This window comes from Candidatus Methanomassiliicoccus intestinalis Issoire-Mx1 (genome assembly GCF_000404225.1).
GTDB lineage: Archaea > Thermoplasmatota > Thermoplasmata > Methanomassiliicoccales > Methanomassiliicoccaceae > Methanomassiliicoccus_A > Methanomassiliicoccus_A intestinalis.
Genome location: NC_021353.1, coordinates 1,572,987 through 1,590,651 on the forward strand (window position 1 = coordinate 1,572,987; position 17,665 = coordinate 1,590,651).

The 17,665-nt window shown below is 41.5% G+C and carries 15 protein-coding genes; 9 read left to right on the forward strand and 6 right to left on the reverse strand.

Annotated elements, in window-relative coordinates:
* Positions 1–2: 2 nt before the first annotated feature.
* Positions 3–566 (reverse strand): cupin domain-containing protein, encoded by a 564-nt coding sequence (locus H729_RS07570; RefSeq protein ID WP_020449420.1) that lies wholly within the window; start codon positions 564–566, stop codon positions 3–5.
* Between the two features lie 175 nt (positions 567–741).
* On the opposite strand from H729_RS07570, the gene H729_RS07575 reads away from it, so the two are divergent.
* The gene (locus tag H729_RS07575) at positions 742–1,308 is read left to right on the forward strand and encodes a flavin reductase family protein (protein WP_020449421.1); all 567 of its coding nucleotides are present in this window, start codon (positions 742–744) and stop codon (positions 1,306–1,308) included.
* Positions 1,301–1,765: a peroxiredoxin gene (locus H729_RS07580; protein ID WP_020449422.1), complete on the forward strand. Its 465-nt coding sequence runs from the start codon at positions 1,301–1,303 to the stop codon at positions 1,763–1,765. Before H729_RS07575 ends, H729_RS07580 begins: the two co-directional genes overlap by 8 nt.
* 14 nt (positions 1,766–1,779) lie before the next feature.
* Here H729_RS07580 and H729_RS07585 read toward each other — a convergent pair whose 3' ends face one another.
* Positions 1,780–2,262 carry a TspO/MBR family protein gene (locus H729_RS07585; protein ID WP_020449423.1) on the reverse strand — a complete coding sequence of 161 codons (483 nt, stop codon included), beginning with the start codon at positions 2,260–2,262 and terminating at the stop codon, positions 1,780–1,782.
* A 263-nt stretch (positions 2,263–2,525) separates the two neighbouring features.
* On the opposite strand from H729_RS07585, the gene H729_RS07590 reads away from it, so the two are divergent.
* The 3 genes from H729_RS07590 to H729_RS07600 all read left to right on the forward strand — a co-directional run bounded on the left by H729_RS07590 (position 2,526) and on the right by H729_RS07600 (position 6,809).
* Positions 2,526–3,152, forward strand: coding sequence for a 50S ribosomal protein L15e (locus tag H729_RS07590; protein ID WP_394295673.1), 627 nt, complete (start codon positions 2,526–2,528; stop codon positions 3,150–3,152).
* Positions 3,153–3,393: 241 nt separating this feature from the next.
* The gene (locus H729_RS09565) at positions 3,394–5,502 is read left to right on the forward strand and encodes a nitrogenase component 1 (RefSeq protein WP_020449425.1); all 2,109 of its coding nucleotides are present in this window, start codon (positions 3,394–3,396) and stop codon (positions 5,500–5,502) included.
* Entirely contained in the window at positions 5,499–6,809 is a 1,311-nt protein-coding gene (locus tag H729_RS07600) for a nitrogenase-related protein (RefSeq protein WP_020449426.1), read from the forward strand. Before H729_RS09565 ends, H729_RS07600 begins: the two co-directional genes overlap by 4 nt.
* Positions 6,810–6,831: 22 nt before the next feature.
* Here H729_RS07600 and H729_RS07605 read toward each other — a convergent pair whose 3' ends face one another.
* The 4 genes from H729_RS07605 to H729_RS07620 form a co-directional block, all read right to left on the reverse strand.
* Positions 6,832–7,611, reverse strand: coding sequence for an ABC transporter ATP-binding protein (locus tag H729_RS07605; RefSeq protein WP_020449427.1), 780 nt, complete (start codon positions 7,609–7,611; stop codon positions 6,832–6,834).
* A 4-nt stretch (positions 7,612–7,615) separates the two neighbouring features.
* The gene (locus H729_RS07610) at positions 7,616–8,758 is read right to left on the reverse strand and encodes a FecCD family ABC transporter permease (protein ID WP_020449428.1); all 1,143 of its coding nucleotides are present in this window, start codon (positions 8,756–8,758) and stop codon (positions 7,616–7,618) included.
* Positions 8,759–8,796: 38 nt separating this feature from the next.
* A complete protein-coding gene (locus tag H729_RS07615; RefSeq protein WP_020449429.1) occupies positions 8,797–10,107 on the reverse strand; it encodes a dockerin type I domain-containing protein in 1,311 nt (436 codons plus the stop codon).
* Between the two features lie 544 nt (positions 10,108–10,651).
* Positions 10,652–11,509 carry a THUMP domain-containing protein gene (locus tag H729_RS07620; protein ID WP_020449430.1) on the reverse strand — a complete coding sequence of 286 codons (858 nt, stop codon included), beginning with the start codon at positions 11,507–11,509 and terminating at the stop codon, positions 10,652–10,654.
* A 77-nt stretch (positions 11,510–11,586) separates the two neighbouring features.
* On the opposite strand from H729_RS07620, the gene H729_RS07625 reads away from it, so the two are divergent.
* The 4 genes from H729_RS07625 to H729_RS07640 all read left to right on the forward strand — a co-directional run bounded on the left by H729_RS07625 (position 11,587) and on the right by H729_RS07640 (position 16,162).
* A complete protein-coding gene (locus tag H729_RS07625) occupies positions 11,587–12,414 on the forward strand; it encodes a sulfite exporter TauE/SafE family protein (protein WP_048134059.1) in 828 nt (275 codons plus the stop codon).
* The gene (locus H729_RS07630) at positions 12,414–12,752 is read left to right on the forward strand and encodes a DUF1634 domain-containing protein (protein WP_020449432.1); all 339 of its coding nucleotides are present in this window, start codon (positions 12,414–12,416) and stop codon (positions 12,750–12,752) included. Before H729_RS07625 ends, H729_RS07630 begins: the two co-directional genes overlap by 1 nt.
* 110 nt (positions 12,753–12,862) lie before the next feature.
* A complete protein-coding gene (locus H729_RS07635) occupies positions 12,863–14,074 on the forward strand; it encodes an ATP-binding protein (RefSeq protein WP_020449433.1) in 1,212 nt (403 codons plus the stop codon).
* A 135-nt stretch (positions 14,075–14,209) separates the two neighbouring features.
* On the forward strand, positions 14,210–16,162 hold the full coding sequence (locus H729_RS07640) for a hydantoinase/oxoprolinase family protein (RefSeq protein ID WP_020449434.1): 1,953 nt from the start codon (positions 14,210–14,212) through the stop codon (positions 16,160–16,162).
* The last annotated feature ends 1,503 nt before the right edge of the window (positions 16,163–17,665 follow it).

A 17,665-nucleotide genomic window follows, 5' to 3' on the forward strand; every position in this document is an offset into this window, starting at 1 on the left:
CTTTAGATCGGTGTGTAAATTACGGCATATATGGTAGCCGGCTTGTCATCTGCCGAATTGACCGCGTGAGGCACGACTGAGTTGTAATATACCGAATCCCCGGCATTCAGAGCATATTTCTGCTTCCCGTACTCAAGTTCTAGTTTTCCAGAGACCACTATTATGAATTCTTCTCCTTCGTGGGCGGAGATCGGCCTCTTTTCAGACGGCTCAATCACGATATAATAAGGTTCCATGTGCCTGTCTGTTTTTCCTTTTCCCAGCAGACAGTAGCGGTATCCGGGAGTTCCGACTCCCTGATTGGGAGCGGTTTCATTCTGCATCACATAGGATTTTACAATAAGCGGGTCGGGAACAAAATGATCATCTGTGAAAGTCCCCACTCTCTGACCCAGGGCCCTTGCTAATCTGACTAATGTACCGATTGATGGATATACCTCATCAGCTTCGATGCTCTCCAAGACAGCTGTATCCACATTTGAGTTTTGAGATAGTTCTTCAACAGATAATCCTAAACGTTCGCGGAATGTGCGAACTCTGTTTCCAAGTGTCTGTGGATTTGTCATATTCTTCTCTCCATTAATGGTACTCTTCGACTGCGATCGGCCGAAAAATAGGTGTTATTAAACAGGTTGGATGGAAAAGCGAAAAATCATACTTAAATTTAGCTTTAGAGAACGGCAGTCATTCTTGCGAAAAGACATGCAGTTAAAGATAAGAAAAGAAGTGCATGTGTGATGCATGAACAAAGTAAAACTGGGAGCCGCGGTGCCTCCAATGTCCCTGCCCGTATGTCTGCTGGGATCAAATATGAATGACAAACCGACATTCTGCCCGATAGCCTGGTCAACCATTATTGACGATGAGCCCCCGATGATCGGGCTGGTCACAGCCAAGAAGAGATACACTAAAGACGGCATAGTTCAGACTGAAAATTTCTCTGTCAATATTCCAGACATAAAGATGGCAGAGCCGACAGACTACTGCGGCATTGTTTCCGGGTATGACACTGATAAATCCAAAGTATTCGAAACATTCAGCGGAGAGACTGGAGCGCCGATGATCAGCGACTGCCCCGTAACAGCAGAATGCAGACTTGAAAAGATCATTGAGTTCGAAGGCACAGATCTGATCGTAGGCAGAATTGTGAATGTATATGCAGATGATGAAATTTTAGAACAGGGCAAAGCAGACGCTCTGAAGATGAACCCACTGATGTACTTCACCTGCGGCAGCATCTACTATTCACTGGGAGAAAAAGTAGGAAAAGCATTCAAGATAGGAAAGGAGTTTCCTTCTCATGAGTGATACGCAGCTTAAATCAGGAGACGATGCTCCTTCATTCAAACTTGACAGCGCTGAAGGAGAGATTTCCCTTTCAGACTTCAAAAAAATCATCCTCTACTTCTATTCAAAGGATAATACATCGGGATGCACCAAACAGGCCGTTTCGTTCAACGAGTCGTATGAATCGTTTAAGAAGATGGAGTACGAGATTATCGGCATCAGCAAAGATACAGTCTCTTCACACAAAAAATTTGCAGAAAAGTACGGTCTGAAATTTCATCTGTTGTCCGATCCAGACTGCAAAACTGCAGAGGCATACGGTGTAAGAAAAGAGAAAATGATGTACGGCAAGAAAGTTATGGGAACTGTCAGATCCGCATTTATCATAGAAGAAGGAAAGATCGTTTCTGCTTTGTACAATATCAAAGCGGAGAGCAGTGCTGAATCGGTTTTAGAAGCTTTAAAAATAAATGAATGATAGGCTTGCGCCCGTCAGTTCAGTAAAAAGATTCCTAGATTCAGGTATGCCGCGATTGTAAGCCAGATTATGTAAGGAAGCTGCAGCCAGGCAGCGGCTTTGCTGATCCTTCTGAACACCAAGATCATTATCAGAACTAAAATCCACAGCATGACTATCCAGAAGAAAGAGATCAGAACCAGCCCCATTTTGAAGAAAAGAGGCGACCAGAAGAAGTTAACTACAAGCTGCACTGCAAAAATTGTCAAAGCAGCGCTTTTCTGTCTGGCAGGAACTTCAGGTCCAGTGACCAGGTATGCGGATATGCCCATCAAGATGTAAAGGATCGTCCACATTATAGGAAACAAAAGCGAAGGCGGTGAAAACGGCGGCTGATTGTAATCCTTATACATTGTCATGCTGTCTCCTGTGACAAAAGACGACAGCATGCCTACTGCTAAAGGAATTACAATGAGAATTATCAGGCGTATCCAATTCCTTTTTTTACGCTCATTCATATGAGTGTGAGTTTATTGCCACCATCTTCATATTTTGTTCAGTTAATGCTGATTTAACCAGTTACAATCGCAGAAAACTCAGAAAGCCTGGTTTGATAAAGATATTAATGATTTATGGCTGATGGGCAAGTATAAATATCATCACTCAATCTTCGAGTCCCAAGTCACGAGGGCTTGCTCTCGGAAATGTGCCCGCAAGGGTGAATCCTGAATAGCCGCTGTGGCGGCAGGTGACATACATGGACGATAACGAAGAGAAACAAATGCCTGAGACTTCCGAGGAAGTTTCCAGGAATGTAAATGGAAAAAGCATGTACACTTACATCGCTGAAGCTTGGAACACACCAAGTGAGAGCTATGTTAAGCAGTTACAGTGGTCTCGTTTGATTGAGTGGAGAAAGGAAGAGAATTTTGTAAAGATTGATCATCCTACTCGTTTAGACCGTGCAAGAAAACTTGGATACAAAGCCAAGCAGGGATATATCATTGTAAGAGGCCGTGTCCGTAAGGGATCTCTCAGAAAGAGAAAGATCAGAAAAGGACGCAGGGCAAAACGCCGCGGTATCAACAAGATCACAATGGCAAAGAGCCTTCAGCGCATTGCTGAGGAAAGAGCCTGCAAGAAATATCCAAACTTAGAAGTTCTCAACTCCTACTGGGTTGGAATGGATGGACAGCACGAATGGTTTGAAATCATAATGGTTGACCCTCACCACCCTGTTATCAAAGCTGACAAGAACATCAACTGGATTTGCTCTCCAAAACAGAAAGGCCGTGCCTACCGTGGACTCACAGCTGCTGGAAAAGCAGGACGTGGACTTAAATGGAAAGGCAAAGGCGCTGAGAAGGTCAGACCTTCAATCGGTGCTCACAACCGTAAAGGAAAGTAAACTCAGTAAACTAAGATATTCCCGCACATGCGGGATATCTATTTACCAATTTTTCTGAATTTTTCAATAAAGACCCCTTCATTTCCAGTGCAGACTTTGTTTTATAATAACCGATTTATGTTTTTAAGATTGATATCCACAAGGCTGCATGCAAGAGCTTGAAGAAATTAAATGATTTTATGAAATATAACAATCTAAGCAATTGGATTATATATCTAACATAAAGTGTCAGTTTGTTTATATGTACAGGATTTCAGTCTATGGCAAAGGCGGCATAGGAAAATCAACCATCTCAGCCAATATTTCCTACGGAATATCATCCAGAGGATTGAAAGTACTTCACGTAGGCTGCGATCCCAAGCATGACTCCACGAGACTGCTGACCGGCGGAGTAAATCAGATAACTTTCATGGACTGCCTGACGGACCAGAAAGATACAGACCCGGTAGAATCCGGATCAAACGGAATATCATGTGTAGAGTGCGGCGGAGCATTTCCTGGAATCGGATGTGCAGGAAAAGGAATGATCAGATTATTCGACTATCTGGACGAACACACTCCAGACGATGTTGATATAAGAATACACGATGTTCTCGGCGATGTTGTCTGCGGCGGATTTTCAGTACCGATGAGAAAAGAAAACACGGATGCGGTTATTCTTGTGGTCTCTGAAGAATTCATGTCGCTGTATGCTGCTAACAATATCCTCCGCGGAATCAAAAATCTAAACGATACTCCATGCATACTTGGTTTGATTGTGAACAGCAGGGCGCCTGAGCTGAGTGCAAATGTCAGAGAGTTTTCTATTGCCACAGGTCTGGAGATTATTGGCAGCATTTCAAAAGATGCTGTGTTTTCAAAAGCAGAGATTATAGGCAACACTGTTTTAGAACTGTTTCCAGAGTCAGAATCTGCATCAGAGCTGAATGAGATTGTTGAAGCTGTGATCAATGCATCAGAGGGATATGCTGAACTGAAATCCCCTCGGCCCATTTCAGAAGAAGCTATGAGAGATATAGCATCTGGAAAACCTGCAAGAAAGGATATTTCCTCTGAAAAGGAAACAGTGTGCAATTTTGATGCGTATGATTGTGAAAGGGGCATCACATACAAAGGAAATTACGTGATGCCTTCGTGCACATCGCACGGCGCTGTGGAACTTCTTCAGGGAATTTCAGATGCTGCTGTCGTGCTCCATGGACCCCGGAATTGTGCATATCTCATGGAATATGCCAATCGAAGACGGTCGCTGAAACTTCCCTCTATTGAAGGGAAACTGAATTCATGCAATATATTCTGTACAGAAATGAATGATGATCTTACATTCAGCGGAGACTTAGAATGTTTAAACAGCACTGTAGACAAAGTAATTTCTCAGGGATACAAAACTGTATTTTTAGTACCGACGTGCACCCCTGTTGAGATCGGCGCTGATTTAGAACGCGCTGCTAAAAGATTGTGCAGAGATGATGTGCAGGTCATAGCAGTCCCGGAAGATGATGTTTTTCTTGGCAGCAAATTTGGATGCTATACAGGTGCACTAAAGTGCATGGCCAGCCTGATAGATCAAGACAAAGAGGTAATTCCCAACACTGTGAATATTCTATGTTATTCTTCACCAATGCTGTCCAGGCTTGAAAATATCCGTGAGATCTACAGGATATTGGAATCGTCAGGACTCAATGTGAACACGGTGATAAATGAAAAAACGTCACTTGATTCAATTAAAAAACTGCATACTGCAGAATATAACATCCAGATTGGAGATTCGCAGCTAAACAACAAAATGTCTGAAATCCTGCTTCAGGGAAAAGACTGCAGGATGCTTAAGATGCCCAACGGCATGCATGGAATAAGAACCTGGATAGATGCATTGTCGAAGATGACGGGCAGACCTGATGCCGGCAAAGACTACCTGCTCTGCGCTGAAGACAGGTATTATGGATTTATGGAAAAAATGAAAGAAAATACTGAAGGACTGTCTGCAATGTTGTACTTAATGCCTGAACATGATGTAGACTGGCAGATCGATACTCTTCTTGATATGGGTATAGATGTCAAAAGGATAGCACATTGGAAAGGAACAACATCTGATAAAAATTTTAAAAAGAGCAGACATGAAAATATTCAGCACAACTATGATGTGTCGCTCTGCGGCTTAAAAGATCTCATTGATGAGATTAAACCGGATCTGATTATAACCAGTGATTCCCGCGTAGGCAGACTCGGCATCAGATGGATAGGTTTCAATACAGGTTACACAGGAGTATCCGGTGCACTGCGCTGGGCAAGAAGAGTTCGGAACTCGCTGAAAATACCAGTGAACGATGGCTGGAGGATTGACTTATGAATACTGAACCTGACGGATTTCTGGGTGCAGTGCTGGCTGCTGAAGGAATAAAAGGAATGAAGATCTTGATAAACGGCCCCGGAGGCTGCCGCTCCAGAACCCAGATTCTGCTGAAAGAGCTGATACATGAGTATTCCAAAGAAGACCCCAAATGCTGCTCATCCAAGTATTTCAGCAGACAATCCAAACTGCCGTGCACATACCTGAATTCCAATGACATGATTATGGGTTCTGCTGATAAGATTTCAGATGGGCTGAGCTCGATCAATTCTGTATCCGACTCTGACACAATTATGGTAGATACGCTGGGAGCATCGGTGCAGGTAACAGACAATATGAATGCAATAAGAAGAGCTCATGCAGAAGACAAAACAATCACTGCCAGCCGATATGTTTCTTCGATGTCGATCTACAAAGGTTTTGATGATACGATAACACGAATTGTAGAACATCTGTGTAAAGCTGAAGAAAAACACAAAATTCCTCAGACGGTGAATATTCTGGGATATAACATATCAGACAGCTGCTGGGAATACGGCAGAAAAGAAATTGCAAAGATGCTGGAGTCAATAGGTATCAGTGTAACAGCATTCATAGGATGCGGCTGTACAAAGGAAGAGCTGAAAAGATCAACCAGTTCCGAACTGAACATCTTGATTCATCCCGAATTTTCAATGAAGACTGCAGAGTATTATTCAGCTAATTTTGATATACCCTACATGATCCCAAGTTTCGGATCACCCATAGGCTACCCTTCGATCTGTTCGTTTATTCAAGAGGTTTCCTCAAGGTTTGGAACTGATCCTACAACCGCACTGGAATCAATTATGTCTGAAAAGTCAGATGTTGACAGGATTCTCATGAATTCAGAAAAGATGCTGGGCGGTTTCAGGGGATGCGGATGCTCAATCACAGGCATTCCGTCAGATGTTCTGCCCATCATCAGATGGATGCATGATCATCTTTCAATAGTGCCGGAATATGTAAAGATCCTAGGAGAAGATGAATCTCCGATGACAGAACATTTAATGAAATTTCTTCAAGAAATAGACTGCATGGATGCACTTGACGCAGATCCATCAGAGAAATACGAATTGATATTTACAGACGGTATGAGTGCAGAAATCATCAAGAGAAATGATGGTACGAGTTCATGTGTTCAGACGAGAATTCCCTACAGCTTTGGAACATCGCTTGTGAACAGAAGCTTGATCGGCACATATGGCTGCAGGTATATTCTGGATGAGATCATCAACAGCCGCGGAATGTTTTACTGCGGACAGCCGACCATGGTTGACTTTAGATAAAAACAGCAGATATCAATTAATTTCAGGCAGACAGCACAAAACCTAAAATTACATGCGGCACTCCGTCATGGTCCTCGATCTCACAATCGATTCCGTAGACATCTCTGACCATCTCTTGTGTTATCACTTCCCCGGGAGTGCCGTATGAGTAGATCTTTCCCGGTTCTGCCATCACAATGATCTTGTCTGCGTATTTGGCTGCGATATTCAAATCATGACTTATCATGACAATCAGCATATCATTAGCCTTGGCAATTCCTCTCAACAGCTCGGTGACATATACTTGATGTTTAACATCCAGATTTGATGTAGGTTCATCAAGCAAAAGAATGGGTGTTTCTTGCGCCAGCCCCCTTGCGATTGATACTTTCTGATGCTGCCCGGATGAAAGATTATTAAATGATCTCATAGCCAGATCTTCGATATTCAACAATTTGAGTATGCCGTAAATCTCATTTACATCCTCTGAAGTGTTTTTCCATCCCTGAAGATTGTGCCTGCCGATCATTATGGCATCTAAAACAGGCAGGGAAAATAGATCAGTCGTTTTGGGAGGGACGTAGCCAACCGTCATTGCCAGTTCTTTTTTACTAAAGTCCCTGATATTTCTTCCATTGATGATTATTTCTCCACATTTTGGTTTTAAGAGCCCGTTTATACATTTGATTAATGTCGATTTACCAACGCCGTTTGGTCCGACAATGCAGATCAGGTTAGGGCTCTCCATCTTAAGACTGATATCATGAAGAACGCTTACATTTTTAGAATAATCATACGATGCGTTAGAAATTTCTATCTGCATCAAATCAGCCCCATATTTCAGATTTATTTCTAAGTATCAAGAATAGGAACAGAGGTCCTCCTAAGAAGGCAGTTATAACACCAACTGGTAAAACTGCCGGAGCAATAACAGTCTTTCCCACAATATCTGCTGCGATGAGCAACGCAGCTCCAAACAGCGCAGATGCTGGTACAAGATACCTGTTGTCTGCACCTATGACAATTCTAGATATGTGTGGTGCCACTAAACCAATAAATCCTATCAAACCTGTAAAACTCACCACAGTTGCAGTAACAAGGGCGACAAGAGCCATTGTCAATGTTCTGAGGTTGTCTACATCCACTCCCAAGGCTTTAGCATTGTCTTCACCAGTGGCCAGGACATTTAACTTTCTAGACAGGATTTGAATGATTACAAAACCTATTACAGTTATAACTAACATAACTGGAATGTTCTTCCACTCTATTCCGCCGATAGAGCCTACCTGCCATTCCAGCACGGCTGATAATGAATCCGGGTCACCCCAGAGCTTTATAATTGTCGTCATGGCATTGAAAATGTACATTATAGCAATGCCCGCCATGATCATGGTGGTTGGAGAAGCATTTTTTATTTTAGAAACAAATATGATTGCCATTGTTGGTATTAATGCAAAGATGAATGCATTCAGAACGATCGAGTATTCATCTGTGACTATTGAAGCTCCGAGCACTATCGCAAGTGTAGCACCAAATCCTGCACCGGATGATACACCTGTGGTGTATGGATCAGCTAAAGGATTCTTCAGAATGCTCTGCATGGTTACGCCGCATATGGCAAGGGCAGATCCAGCAATTATTCCGACAATGATCTTCGGCAGTCTTAACTCCCAGATTGTATAATCTTTGAGAACATCTTGTACATTCCCAGTTATGTGCTGCCACAGTATCTGATACGATTCAAAAAAACCTATATCATACTGTCCGATTGTAAGCGCAATACCGCAGCATACGATTAATGCGATAAAACAGAGTAAGATGAAGGTAAATTTTCTTGAATTGTATTTATGATATTCATTGACGACTTCCGGTTTGACAGCGGGGCTTTGTTTTTCTTCCTGCCACTTTTTGATAGAATTTCTGACGATTTCACCAATCAGTCTGTCATTGTCTATCTCGCCTTCACTCATAACATCACTGGAAAAAGAACAGGGGCTGAGCCCCTGGTTTACTTAGTAACATAGAATATGCTTTCTGAAGGGTATTCCTCAACTGTGTGCAGTGCATATTTGTCATACCACTGGTTGTATGCTTCTTCCGCCAGTTTATCATCAATCTCATCATACACGTAAGAAAGCAGCTTGAGTGATACAAGCGGATTGGAATAACCATTCAACAACCCGTTGGATGCTGCGATTATGTGGCCGTTGTTAAACGCGTTGGTTTTTCCAAACACCTCTTCACATTTGGTATAATATACATTTTTAATTTCATCTAAAGACATATCTGATGACGTACCCATGCTTGATCCGACCAGAATTATGTAATCCGGCTGATTTTCCAGAAACCATTCAGAAGTTACATATGTACCATATGAAGGAGAATTAAGATCCGCTCTTACCCAATTGACATTGGGTACAGAATTTATGAGTTTAGCTAGGTTGTGCTTATTTCCTGTCTCACTGTAGCCCAGCACTCTTATTTTGTCAGTTGTTGCTGTTCCATAAAGCATGACAATAGCCACTGACGGCTGTTCATCTGTAGGAACATCTTTCATGCATTCATAGAGTGAAGTGCTGCACTCATCTGCAAGTTTTGCATATTCAAGAGATTTTTCAGTAACATCGAACAGAAAACCATACGTAACAACACATTCCAGAAGGCTCTCGTGGTTTATGCACAGTACATTTAGATCTGCACCTGTGGAATTAACAAGCTTTTTCATATCTGGAGCTGTTGTGTCTGTCTGTGTGTAGCAGATTATAGTGTCTACGCCAGATTTCAACACAAGTTCAGGATCGACATTGTATCCATCACCATATGAGAATTTTTCCAGGTAGCCGGGACTTGTTACATCATTCATAGAGCGTTCGCAGCACGCAGTTACATTATCCCAGAGGCCAAGAAGAATTGCCAGCTGAGCCTGCTGATAATACATAGTTCCAATTTTGCCTACAAGCGGATAATCCACCCTCACAGCATCTCCCTGATAATCACGGTAATATACTTCACAGGGCTCTTTTTTGATTATTTTCTCAAGAAGATCCACATCTTTGGAATCTATTACACCGTCCGCATTTGTATCTGCAAATGGATTGCTCTGACTGTCCCAGACTGATTCCCCATCAGCAATGCTTTTGACGATGTCCAAGTCATGAGTATCAATCGTATCGTCATTGTTAGCATTTCCATAAACAACTAATCTGTTGGTTTCAACAGTCTTATAGGAGTCATCGTTCCCCGTTGTAAGAACAACTACTCCAATTCCTGCTACCGCTAAAATTGCAACAATTACAACGGCAATAATTTTACTGTTCATGATAAACATTCCTCATTTGAATAGCTTTGCAGGAAACCTACCGCCTGCAGATGTCATATATCTCCATCATATGTATTGATATTGGATGATATATCCACTACAAAGTATCAATCGATATAAATCTTTGCACAACGAGCAGAACCCTGTCAAAACATATGAAAAAACAATCATATCAGAAAGTGCAGATTAAGCACAGAAGTGATCTAGGATTAATACATCAGAGTTCACTGAAACTGATGCTCAGATTAAAATTTCATGATCTATTTCATTCATTAAATCATAACTATGGATAACTATGCCATAAGTTGTACAGTATATTGAATGACAAAACAAGAATTTATCTTGTTATACACCAGATTACATTAATTTTACTTGTATTAGTATCATATTATATAATTCAACTACATAGGGGTAGCGAGGCGGGACTGAAGGCATTCTGCTTTCGATAGATATTTCGATTCCCTTCTTGATATCTACTGCCTGCCTCAAACTTACAAAAATGTGCATACCGGCATTAAGGCCGGTTCTGATTTTGATATTGTTCTCAGCTGTTAAGCACTTTCAGAATCCATGAGTCGACTTCTTCATCACTCATTCCTGAAAGCGGATAGAATGCCGGCAGGCTGAGATTTACAGATTTTATTTTATCAATGTCTCTTAAAGTATAGCCGTAGACTGCGGCCAGTATCTTATTTTCTTTATACAGCACATCTTTTATGCTGCAGTCCATGATTTTTAGGTTAGGAACCCATTCCCTGAGAAGTCTGGCAGCTCCGTCTTCTCTGCCTGCGATTACCGCTCTGCAGCCGCGTTTCATCATGAACCAGGCAGCAAGGGCATCTTTTTCCGTTTCTACGAAAGCTACAACTTTTCCCTGGCTTCCAAAAGGCAGACCCCCCGGTCCGGGAATGTATTCAGTAAAGACACGTGCAGATTTTCCTCTTATTTCAACGTAGAAGGTCATATCAGGCTTAGACAGATTGACCTTTACGTTTCTGTCTTCATTTGCAATGAATATTGCCGACCCTACTTCCCTGCCTACATCCATGCTTGAATAGGGATGATTGCCCTCCCTGCGGGCCTTGACGGCAAATGACATTCCTTCGCTCATGTAGTCTCTGGAAAAGTCTGCAACTGCCTGACACATTTCAGCCATGTCGCTGCTGCAGGTGTAAGCAGGAGAGACAGAAGCCACTCCGAAGACTTTAGTAAGGACTGGGATTGCAGCCTCGATCTTGTCAGTAGTAACGTGTATTCTGCCCTGCTCACAATCCACCAGTGCTTCGATTTGATGATGTGCGAGATTGTTGAGAATGTTGTCAATAAGTATGTTTTCAAAATAACGTCTGACGCCTGGGCTTTTCAGACCGACTTCTGCATATCGAACTAAGATTACATCCACATTACTCGTATTGCATATCGATTATAACACTTTGCGCAGGATTAATCTTCAATTAGTTGTTCTGTATTCCTTAGCCAATGGATCCTATACTCATGGTAGAAGTGATGATAACAGCTGCAGCAGCTGGTATAATCGGATCCATGTTCGGGATAGGCGGCGGATTGATTGTTATTCCCGTCTTAACCTTAATTTTCGGCCTGCCTATGAAAGAAGCCATAGGGGCCAGTTTGATAAGTATCATTGCAACATCAACCAGCGCAGCTTCCAGATATGTGTCCAAAGGCATGGCCAATATGAAGCTGGGAATGTTTTTGGAGCCGTTTACTGTAGCAGGATCAATAACCGGAGCAGCGATAGCCATGTACCTGAACCAGGAGATCCTCTCTGCACTTTTTGCAGTCATTCTGATTTACGGCTCATACCACATGGCATATGGGAAAAAATCGGATTCTGCGCTAAAAGATAAAAAGACATATCCTTCAGTCTCCGGAAGCTACATGGATGAGGGAAAGGAAGTCAGTTATGATGTTGTGAATCTCCCGCGCGGAATGGCTGCCAGCTTCGGAGCCGGCAATATATCAGGCATGCTGGGTGTGGGGGGAGGCATCATCAAAGTTCCAGTAATGAACCTCTGGATGAACGTTCCCATGAAAGCTGCCACCGCTACATCCAACTTCATGATCGGTGTGACAGCACTTGCGAGCGCCAGCGTTTACTATGTCAGCGGGCGTCTTTCACCAACGTTGGCAGCTTCAGTGGCTATCGGAGCATTCTTAGGAACCAAAGTAGGACCGATATTAGCATTAAAAACAGCCAGCGACAGTATGAAAAAAATGTTCGCAGTGCTGATGATAATCATTGCCATTGCGATGATTCTGAAAGTATTCGGATATGAGGTGATGTGATGGACGATAATCTTAATCACAGAATAAGTTCCGTTCTTGCTGTCGGCATGATTGCCAGCATCATCGTTCTATTCATCGGACTGGTCATGCTCATCATCCTCGGTGGAGATTACGAAGAAGTCACGATGTCTCTTTCAGAAATCGCACAGGGGATTCTGCAGGGAAATCCAATAGCCGTTATTGATTTAGGAATTATACTGCTCATCATTACTCCGCTGGTACGTGTGATCTCTTTAGCTGTCACATTCGCCATGAAAAAAGAAGGCAAGTTTGTTGCGGCATGCCTTATAGTTTTGATATTGGTAGCAGTGACAGTAATTCTTAAATCGGGCGCATAAATGATTAAAGTTTGTAATTACAGTTACAAAACTCTCATATTTTACAAGTTTTGTAACTACAGTTATAATTTTTACATATGAAGTCTTCATGAGTCAAAGAGGAAAGGCGGATGAACGCATCTCATGAAGTCCAAAGAACAGGTTATCTCAGAAGACTGGAGAGTGGAAAGGACCGCTGCGATGTGGTGAAAGTAATCACAGGCCTCAAAAGATGCGGCAAATCCACTTTGATAAGGCAGTATATTAAGAAACTGAAAGAGACTGTTGATGAAAACGCCATAGTCTACATTAATCTGGAGTCGAGAGAAGCCAAATCAATTGAAACATACAAGGATCTCAATGATTACTTAGCTTCAAAAATAAATTCAGCAAAAAGAGCATATGTTTTCCTGGATGAAATTCAAAGAGTAAGCGGGTGGGAGAAAAGCATCAACTCTCTGATGGTTGACTATGATGCCGACATATATATTACAGGATCTAACGCGTACATCCTGTCTTCTGAACTATCTACCTACTTGTCTGGAAGATATGTAGAGATAAACATGCTGCCATTATCATTCAAAGAATATCTTGAACTTCATCCGCCAAGCGAAGGTCATGACAAGTATGCCAGATTTCAGGATTATATATGGTATGGATCAATGCCAATGGTTGACCCTGACGGAGATGAGGAGTTTACCAGCGATCATCTGGTAGGCATATACAATACAATTCTCAACAAAGATGTTCAGTTTAGATTGGGTGTCCATGATCCGGTGATGCTCAACAATGTGTGCAGATACATAATGTCCAATATCGGAAATATCACCAGCAGCAATTCAATTTCTGAAAATACTGATTTATCTCCAGTCACGGTAAGAAATTACCTTCGCACATTGGAAGAAGCTTACATCATTTACAAAGCGTACAGATATGATATCAGAGGAAAAAAATTATTGAAAACGCGTGAGAAATATTACGTCTCGGATACTGGAATGAGAAATACAGTTCTCGGTAATTCAGCCGGAGATGATATCAGCAGACAGATTGAGAATATTGTATACCTTGAGCTTCTGCGAAGGGGATATTCTGTGAATGTCGGCAGCTACCGCGATTATGAAATAGATTTCACGGCCAGAAAAAGAAATAAAATTGAGTATTTTCAAGTAACTCAGACCTTACTGCCTGAAGAAACATATGAAAGAGAAGTGAGATCATTGGAATTGATAAATGATAATTTTCCTAAAACAATATTATCATTAGATCCAATTACGCGCAATACAGGCAACGGGATAAAACATGTTAATCTGCTGGACTGGCTGCTTGAAGCAACAAGATTGTGACTCGTTTAAACCATTTATTGCTGAATATCAACAGTGAATTAAGAGCAATCCCGTTACATTTCAACCAGAATTCTGATATATGAATGTAACATTTTTTCACGTATGGTTTAATATTCAAGAGGACGATGTAAGACTATGTCAATAGGTCTGGGAGTCGATACCGGCGGAACTTTTACCGATGCGGCAATAGTTGATTTAGACAGTAAGAAAATTCTTTCCAAAGCAAAATCGCCTACAACTTACCAAGACTTATCGATCGGAATATTGGGCGCTATCGATGGAGCGTTGTCATCCTGCAGCATCCCGCCCGCAGACATAGACATAGTCGGACTTTCTACCACATTGGCTACCAATTCAATTTTAGAAGGAAAAGGAGGAGAAGTTGGTCTCCTCGGTATAGGATGGACTCCAAGAGATGACTGGGAGCTGGGATGCAAAAAATCTACATTCATCACTGGAGGCTACGATTCCTGGGGAATGAAGTCAACCAACATGAATGAAAGTGAGCTGGATAAAGCTCTAGAGTATATCTGCGAAGGCGTTGATGCTGTTGCAGTCTCAGGAAAATTCAGCGTAGCTAATCCTATGCAGGAAACGAGAGTAAAGAGAATGATCATGTCGAAGTACGGCCTGCCGGTTGTACTCGGGCATGAGATGAGTGCAGAGCTCGGCATATATGAGCGCACTGTCACAGCTGTTCTGAATGCTCAATTGATGCCGATCATCAGTTCATTTTTGAATTCAATGGAAACCTCCCTTAACTCCAGGGGGATTACATCTCCTGTTTACGTTTTCAGAGGCAACGGCGGTCTGATGGATCTCAATATGGCAAAGGAGATCCCGGTAGAGACCCTTCTTTCCGGTCCTGCCGCATCACTTATGGGAGGCCACGCACTCTCCGGAAAAGACAGCTGCATGGTTGTGGATATGGGAGGAACTTCAACAGACATAGTCTGTCTGAAAAACGGCTTCCCTCGTTTGAACACTGAAGGGGCAATGGTTGGAAAATGGAGAACCAGAGTAAACGCAATCGATATCTGGACGTGCGGACTCGGAGGAGATTCCAATGTTTATATCAATGATAAGGGAAACATCGTAATCGGTCCTGACAAAGTAGTGCCTCTGGCAGTTGCTTCGTTGAAGTATCCAAACTTAAAAGACAAGATGCTGGATGAGAATATTCTCACATTCTATGTTCCTTCCAGACCAGCAATATCAAACATGACTGAAAAAGAGAAGACTGCACTTAAGTTTGTAGAGGAAAATGCTCCGTGCAGCATTTATGAAGCAATTTCCAAAATTGAAGGTATAGTCTTCATAGAAGATGAACTTATAAAACTGAAAAAACGCGGATTTGTGAGCATGACTGGGCTGACTCCGACAGACATTATGCACTGCCGCGGCAGTTATAAGTCTGGAGATGAGGAAGCATCAAAGATTGGTTTGAAAATTTTCTCTGACAAATACGGAGATGATGATGCTGATTTGTCAGAAGTTATCATGGATCTGATCATAACACGCGTTGGTGAAGAAGTAATCAAGAAATCCTTGTCGGACAAGAACATCCTGCTGAGTGATGATAGTGCATTTGAAACTCTTCTCCGCGCTGCCGCCGGGTCTGATTTATTCAATGATCTTTCAATTGAAACGCACATGAAACTGCCGCTGATCGGGGTTGGTGCTCCGGCTCAAATTCTCATAGAACCGGTATCTGGAAAAATGGATGTGGAAATGATCGTTCCTCAGGGCTATGAAGTCTGTAATGCAGTAGGAGCTGTTCTCAGCAAGGTTATCGAATCTGTGACTGTCAAGATATACCCCAGTGCAGACCATACATATAGAGTATTCAGTCCGGGTTCTTCACCGATTGAATATTCTACCATTGAAATGGCAAAGAGCTCTGCCAGAACTGCTGCAGAAAATCATGTAATGGACAAAATGAAAGCTATGTCTGTAACAGATGTGCATCTCAATGTGGAAGTCGATGAGCACAGATTCTGTGATGGATACGGCAAAGAAATGAAGTTCACGAATTGGATCGATGTTACAGCTACAGCAGTAGGGATGCCGAAGACTAAAATGCGGTGAATAATGTTCTAAACTGCGCTGCACGAACAGAGAGTCTATGATTGCAGCGCAAGACTTTTCCTCAAGAGCTACGCCATTGAGTATCATTCTAACGCACATCGCAGGTAAGCATGCATCATTGATTATCAGCTAAAAAGACTCTGCTTTTTTTGAAATATTTTGACTCATCTCTGATCTAAAAAGTCACTTAAATTAAGCTATCCGATGTGAGATTATGAGAGCTGCAACTGATCATAAATGCTCTTGAAATTGTGTTTATTTTAGGCGGACTTAAAATTATTTTTAATAATGTCATATAAAATACAATAAAATCAATAGTTTAATGCTAAATTTGAGATATATTTAAATATCTAAACGGGAAAATCATTAAATATGAATTTCCTGCAGTGATCGTTTTCGCAAAGGTTGCTTACAATGTGCGCGCGCGTGCGCATACGCATAGCCCCCTGCCCGTCTTTTTAAGTCAAGTTCGCCTAATTTGCGCCCTTCGAAATTTTTCGAAATTTTCAAAGATTTTGATGAGAAAATCAATCAAAATTTTGAGAATTTTGAGCTGAAATCTGCTTAGTTTCCGTTGGTTAAATTCATCAAAATACCACTGCTAAATGCCCCCTCGTTTTTAATCATGCAAATGAGCCGATCGTACTCGATACGAACAGCATAAAACGCCTGATTTCGAATGCAGTTTCGATTGATTTTAGCATCACAACTCACCTAAAACGGCATTCACTCATTCTGAGACATCCATAGCATTAGAATACGTCAAAAACAGGATTTTCAGCTTAAAACAATAAGAAAGTGCGACGATGAACGTTCGTAAACTCTCAGGCATGATTTTAAATTCTGTAAAATCGGCAGTTTCATCAGCATCTGTTAAAAAAATGATCGAAAATGAACTGTTTTTTAAGACTGGCATTGAAGTTAGGATACAAGTCTGTGACTTGTTGCCGTGTAAATTGGAATGTGCTTGACTTAATTATCAAAATCAAGAAATCTTGTTAGATTTTTTCTGAACCCTATTTAAAACTATGGTTTTGGCATGTTCATTTTTGAAAATAATTGTTGCATCCGCATAAAACAATGGCTTCTCATTTGATTATGTGAATCAAAATAATATTAAATTTATTCGGAGTGATTCGAAAAAAGTATTGATATAGTCATATCTGATATGCTAATCAGGAGGTTCTTAAAAAAATGAAAATATTGACAAATGATTACTGCTCAAATGGACTCTGGAAAGAGGTAAGTGCTGCAAAAAGTCTCTGTCTTGAGATAATCAGCATGATAATAAATGTGATTTTGATCAGTGCATGGAATTGTATGCATTTATCCGAGCGAAAAATTCATAAAATGCCTGCAAAAACGAATGAAACTGCTCGTAAAAATGAGCATATGCATCAAAAAATCTCAAAAAAACAGAGATGCAACATATCCAGCCGGATTTTTGCATCAATCAGTCTGCTGAAACTATTTTGGGTAAATTTTTGCAGTTTGGTGACAAGA

Excerpts from the sequence above, each read along its gene's own strand:
- H729_RS07580 (WP_020449422.1), top strand. The coding sequence starts at position 1,301 with ATGAGTGATACGCAGCTTAAATCAGGAGACGATGCTCCTTCATTCAAA.
- H729_RS07600 (WP_020449426.1), top strand. The coding sequence starts at position 5,499 with ATGAATACTGAACCTGACGGATTTCTGGGTGCAGTGCTGGCTGCTGAA.
- H729_RS07570 (WP_020449420.1), bottom strand. The coding sequence starts at position 566 with ATGACAAATCCACAGACACTTGGAAACAGAGTTCGCACATTCCGCGAA.
- H729_RS07610 (WP_020449428.1), bottom strand. The coding sequence starts at position 8,758 with ATGAGTGAAGGCGAGATAGACAATGACAGACTGATTGGTGAAATCGTC.
- H729_RS07585 (WP_020449423.1), bottom strand. The coding sequence starts at position 2,262 with ATGAATGAGCGTAAAAAAAGGAATTGGATACGCCTGATAATTCTCATT.
- H729_RS07605 (WP_020449427.1), bottom strand. The coding sequence starts at position 7,611 with ATGCAGATAGAAATTTCTAACGCATCGTATGATTATTCTAAAAATGTA.
- H729_RS07630 (WP_020449432.1), top strand. The coding sequence starts at position 12,414 with ATGGACGATAATCTTAATCACAGAATAAGTTCCGTTCTTGCTGTCGGC.
- H729_RS07615 (WP_020449429.1), bottom strand. The coding sequence starts at position 10,107 with ATGAACAGTAAAATTATTGCCGTTGTAATTGTTGCAATTTTAGCGGTA.
- H729_RS07635 (WP_020449433.1), top strand. The coding sequence starts at position 12,863 with ATGAACGCATCTCATGAAGTCCAAAGAACAGGTTATCTCAGAAGACTG.
- H729_RS07640 (WP_020449434.1), top strand. The coding sequence starts at position 14,210 with ATGTCAATAGGTCTGGGAGTCGATACCGGCGGAACTTTTACCGATGCG.
- H729_RS09565 (WP_020449425.1), top strand. The coding sequence starts at position 3,394 with ATGTACAGGATTTCAGTCTATGGCAAAGGCGGCATAGGAAAATCAACC.
- H729_RS07625 (WP_048134059.1), top strand. The coding sequence starts at position 11,587 with ATGGATCCTATACTCATGGTAGAAGTGATGATAACAGCTGCAGCAGCT.
- H729_RS07575 (WP_020449421.1), top strand. The coding sequence starts at position 742 with ATGAACAAAGTAAAACTGGGAGCCGCGGTGCCTCCAATGTCCCTGCCC.
- H729_RS07590 (WP_394295673.1), top strand. The coding sequence starts at position 2,526 with ATGCCTGAGACTTCCGAGGAAGTTTCCAGGAATGTAAATGGAAAAAGC.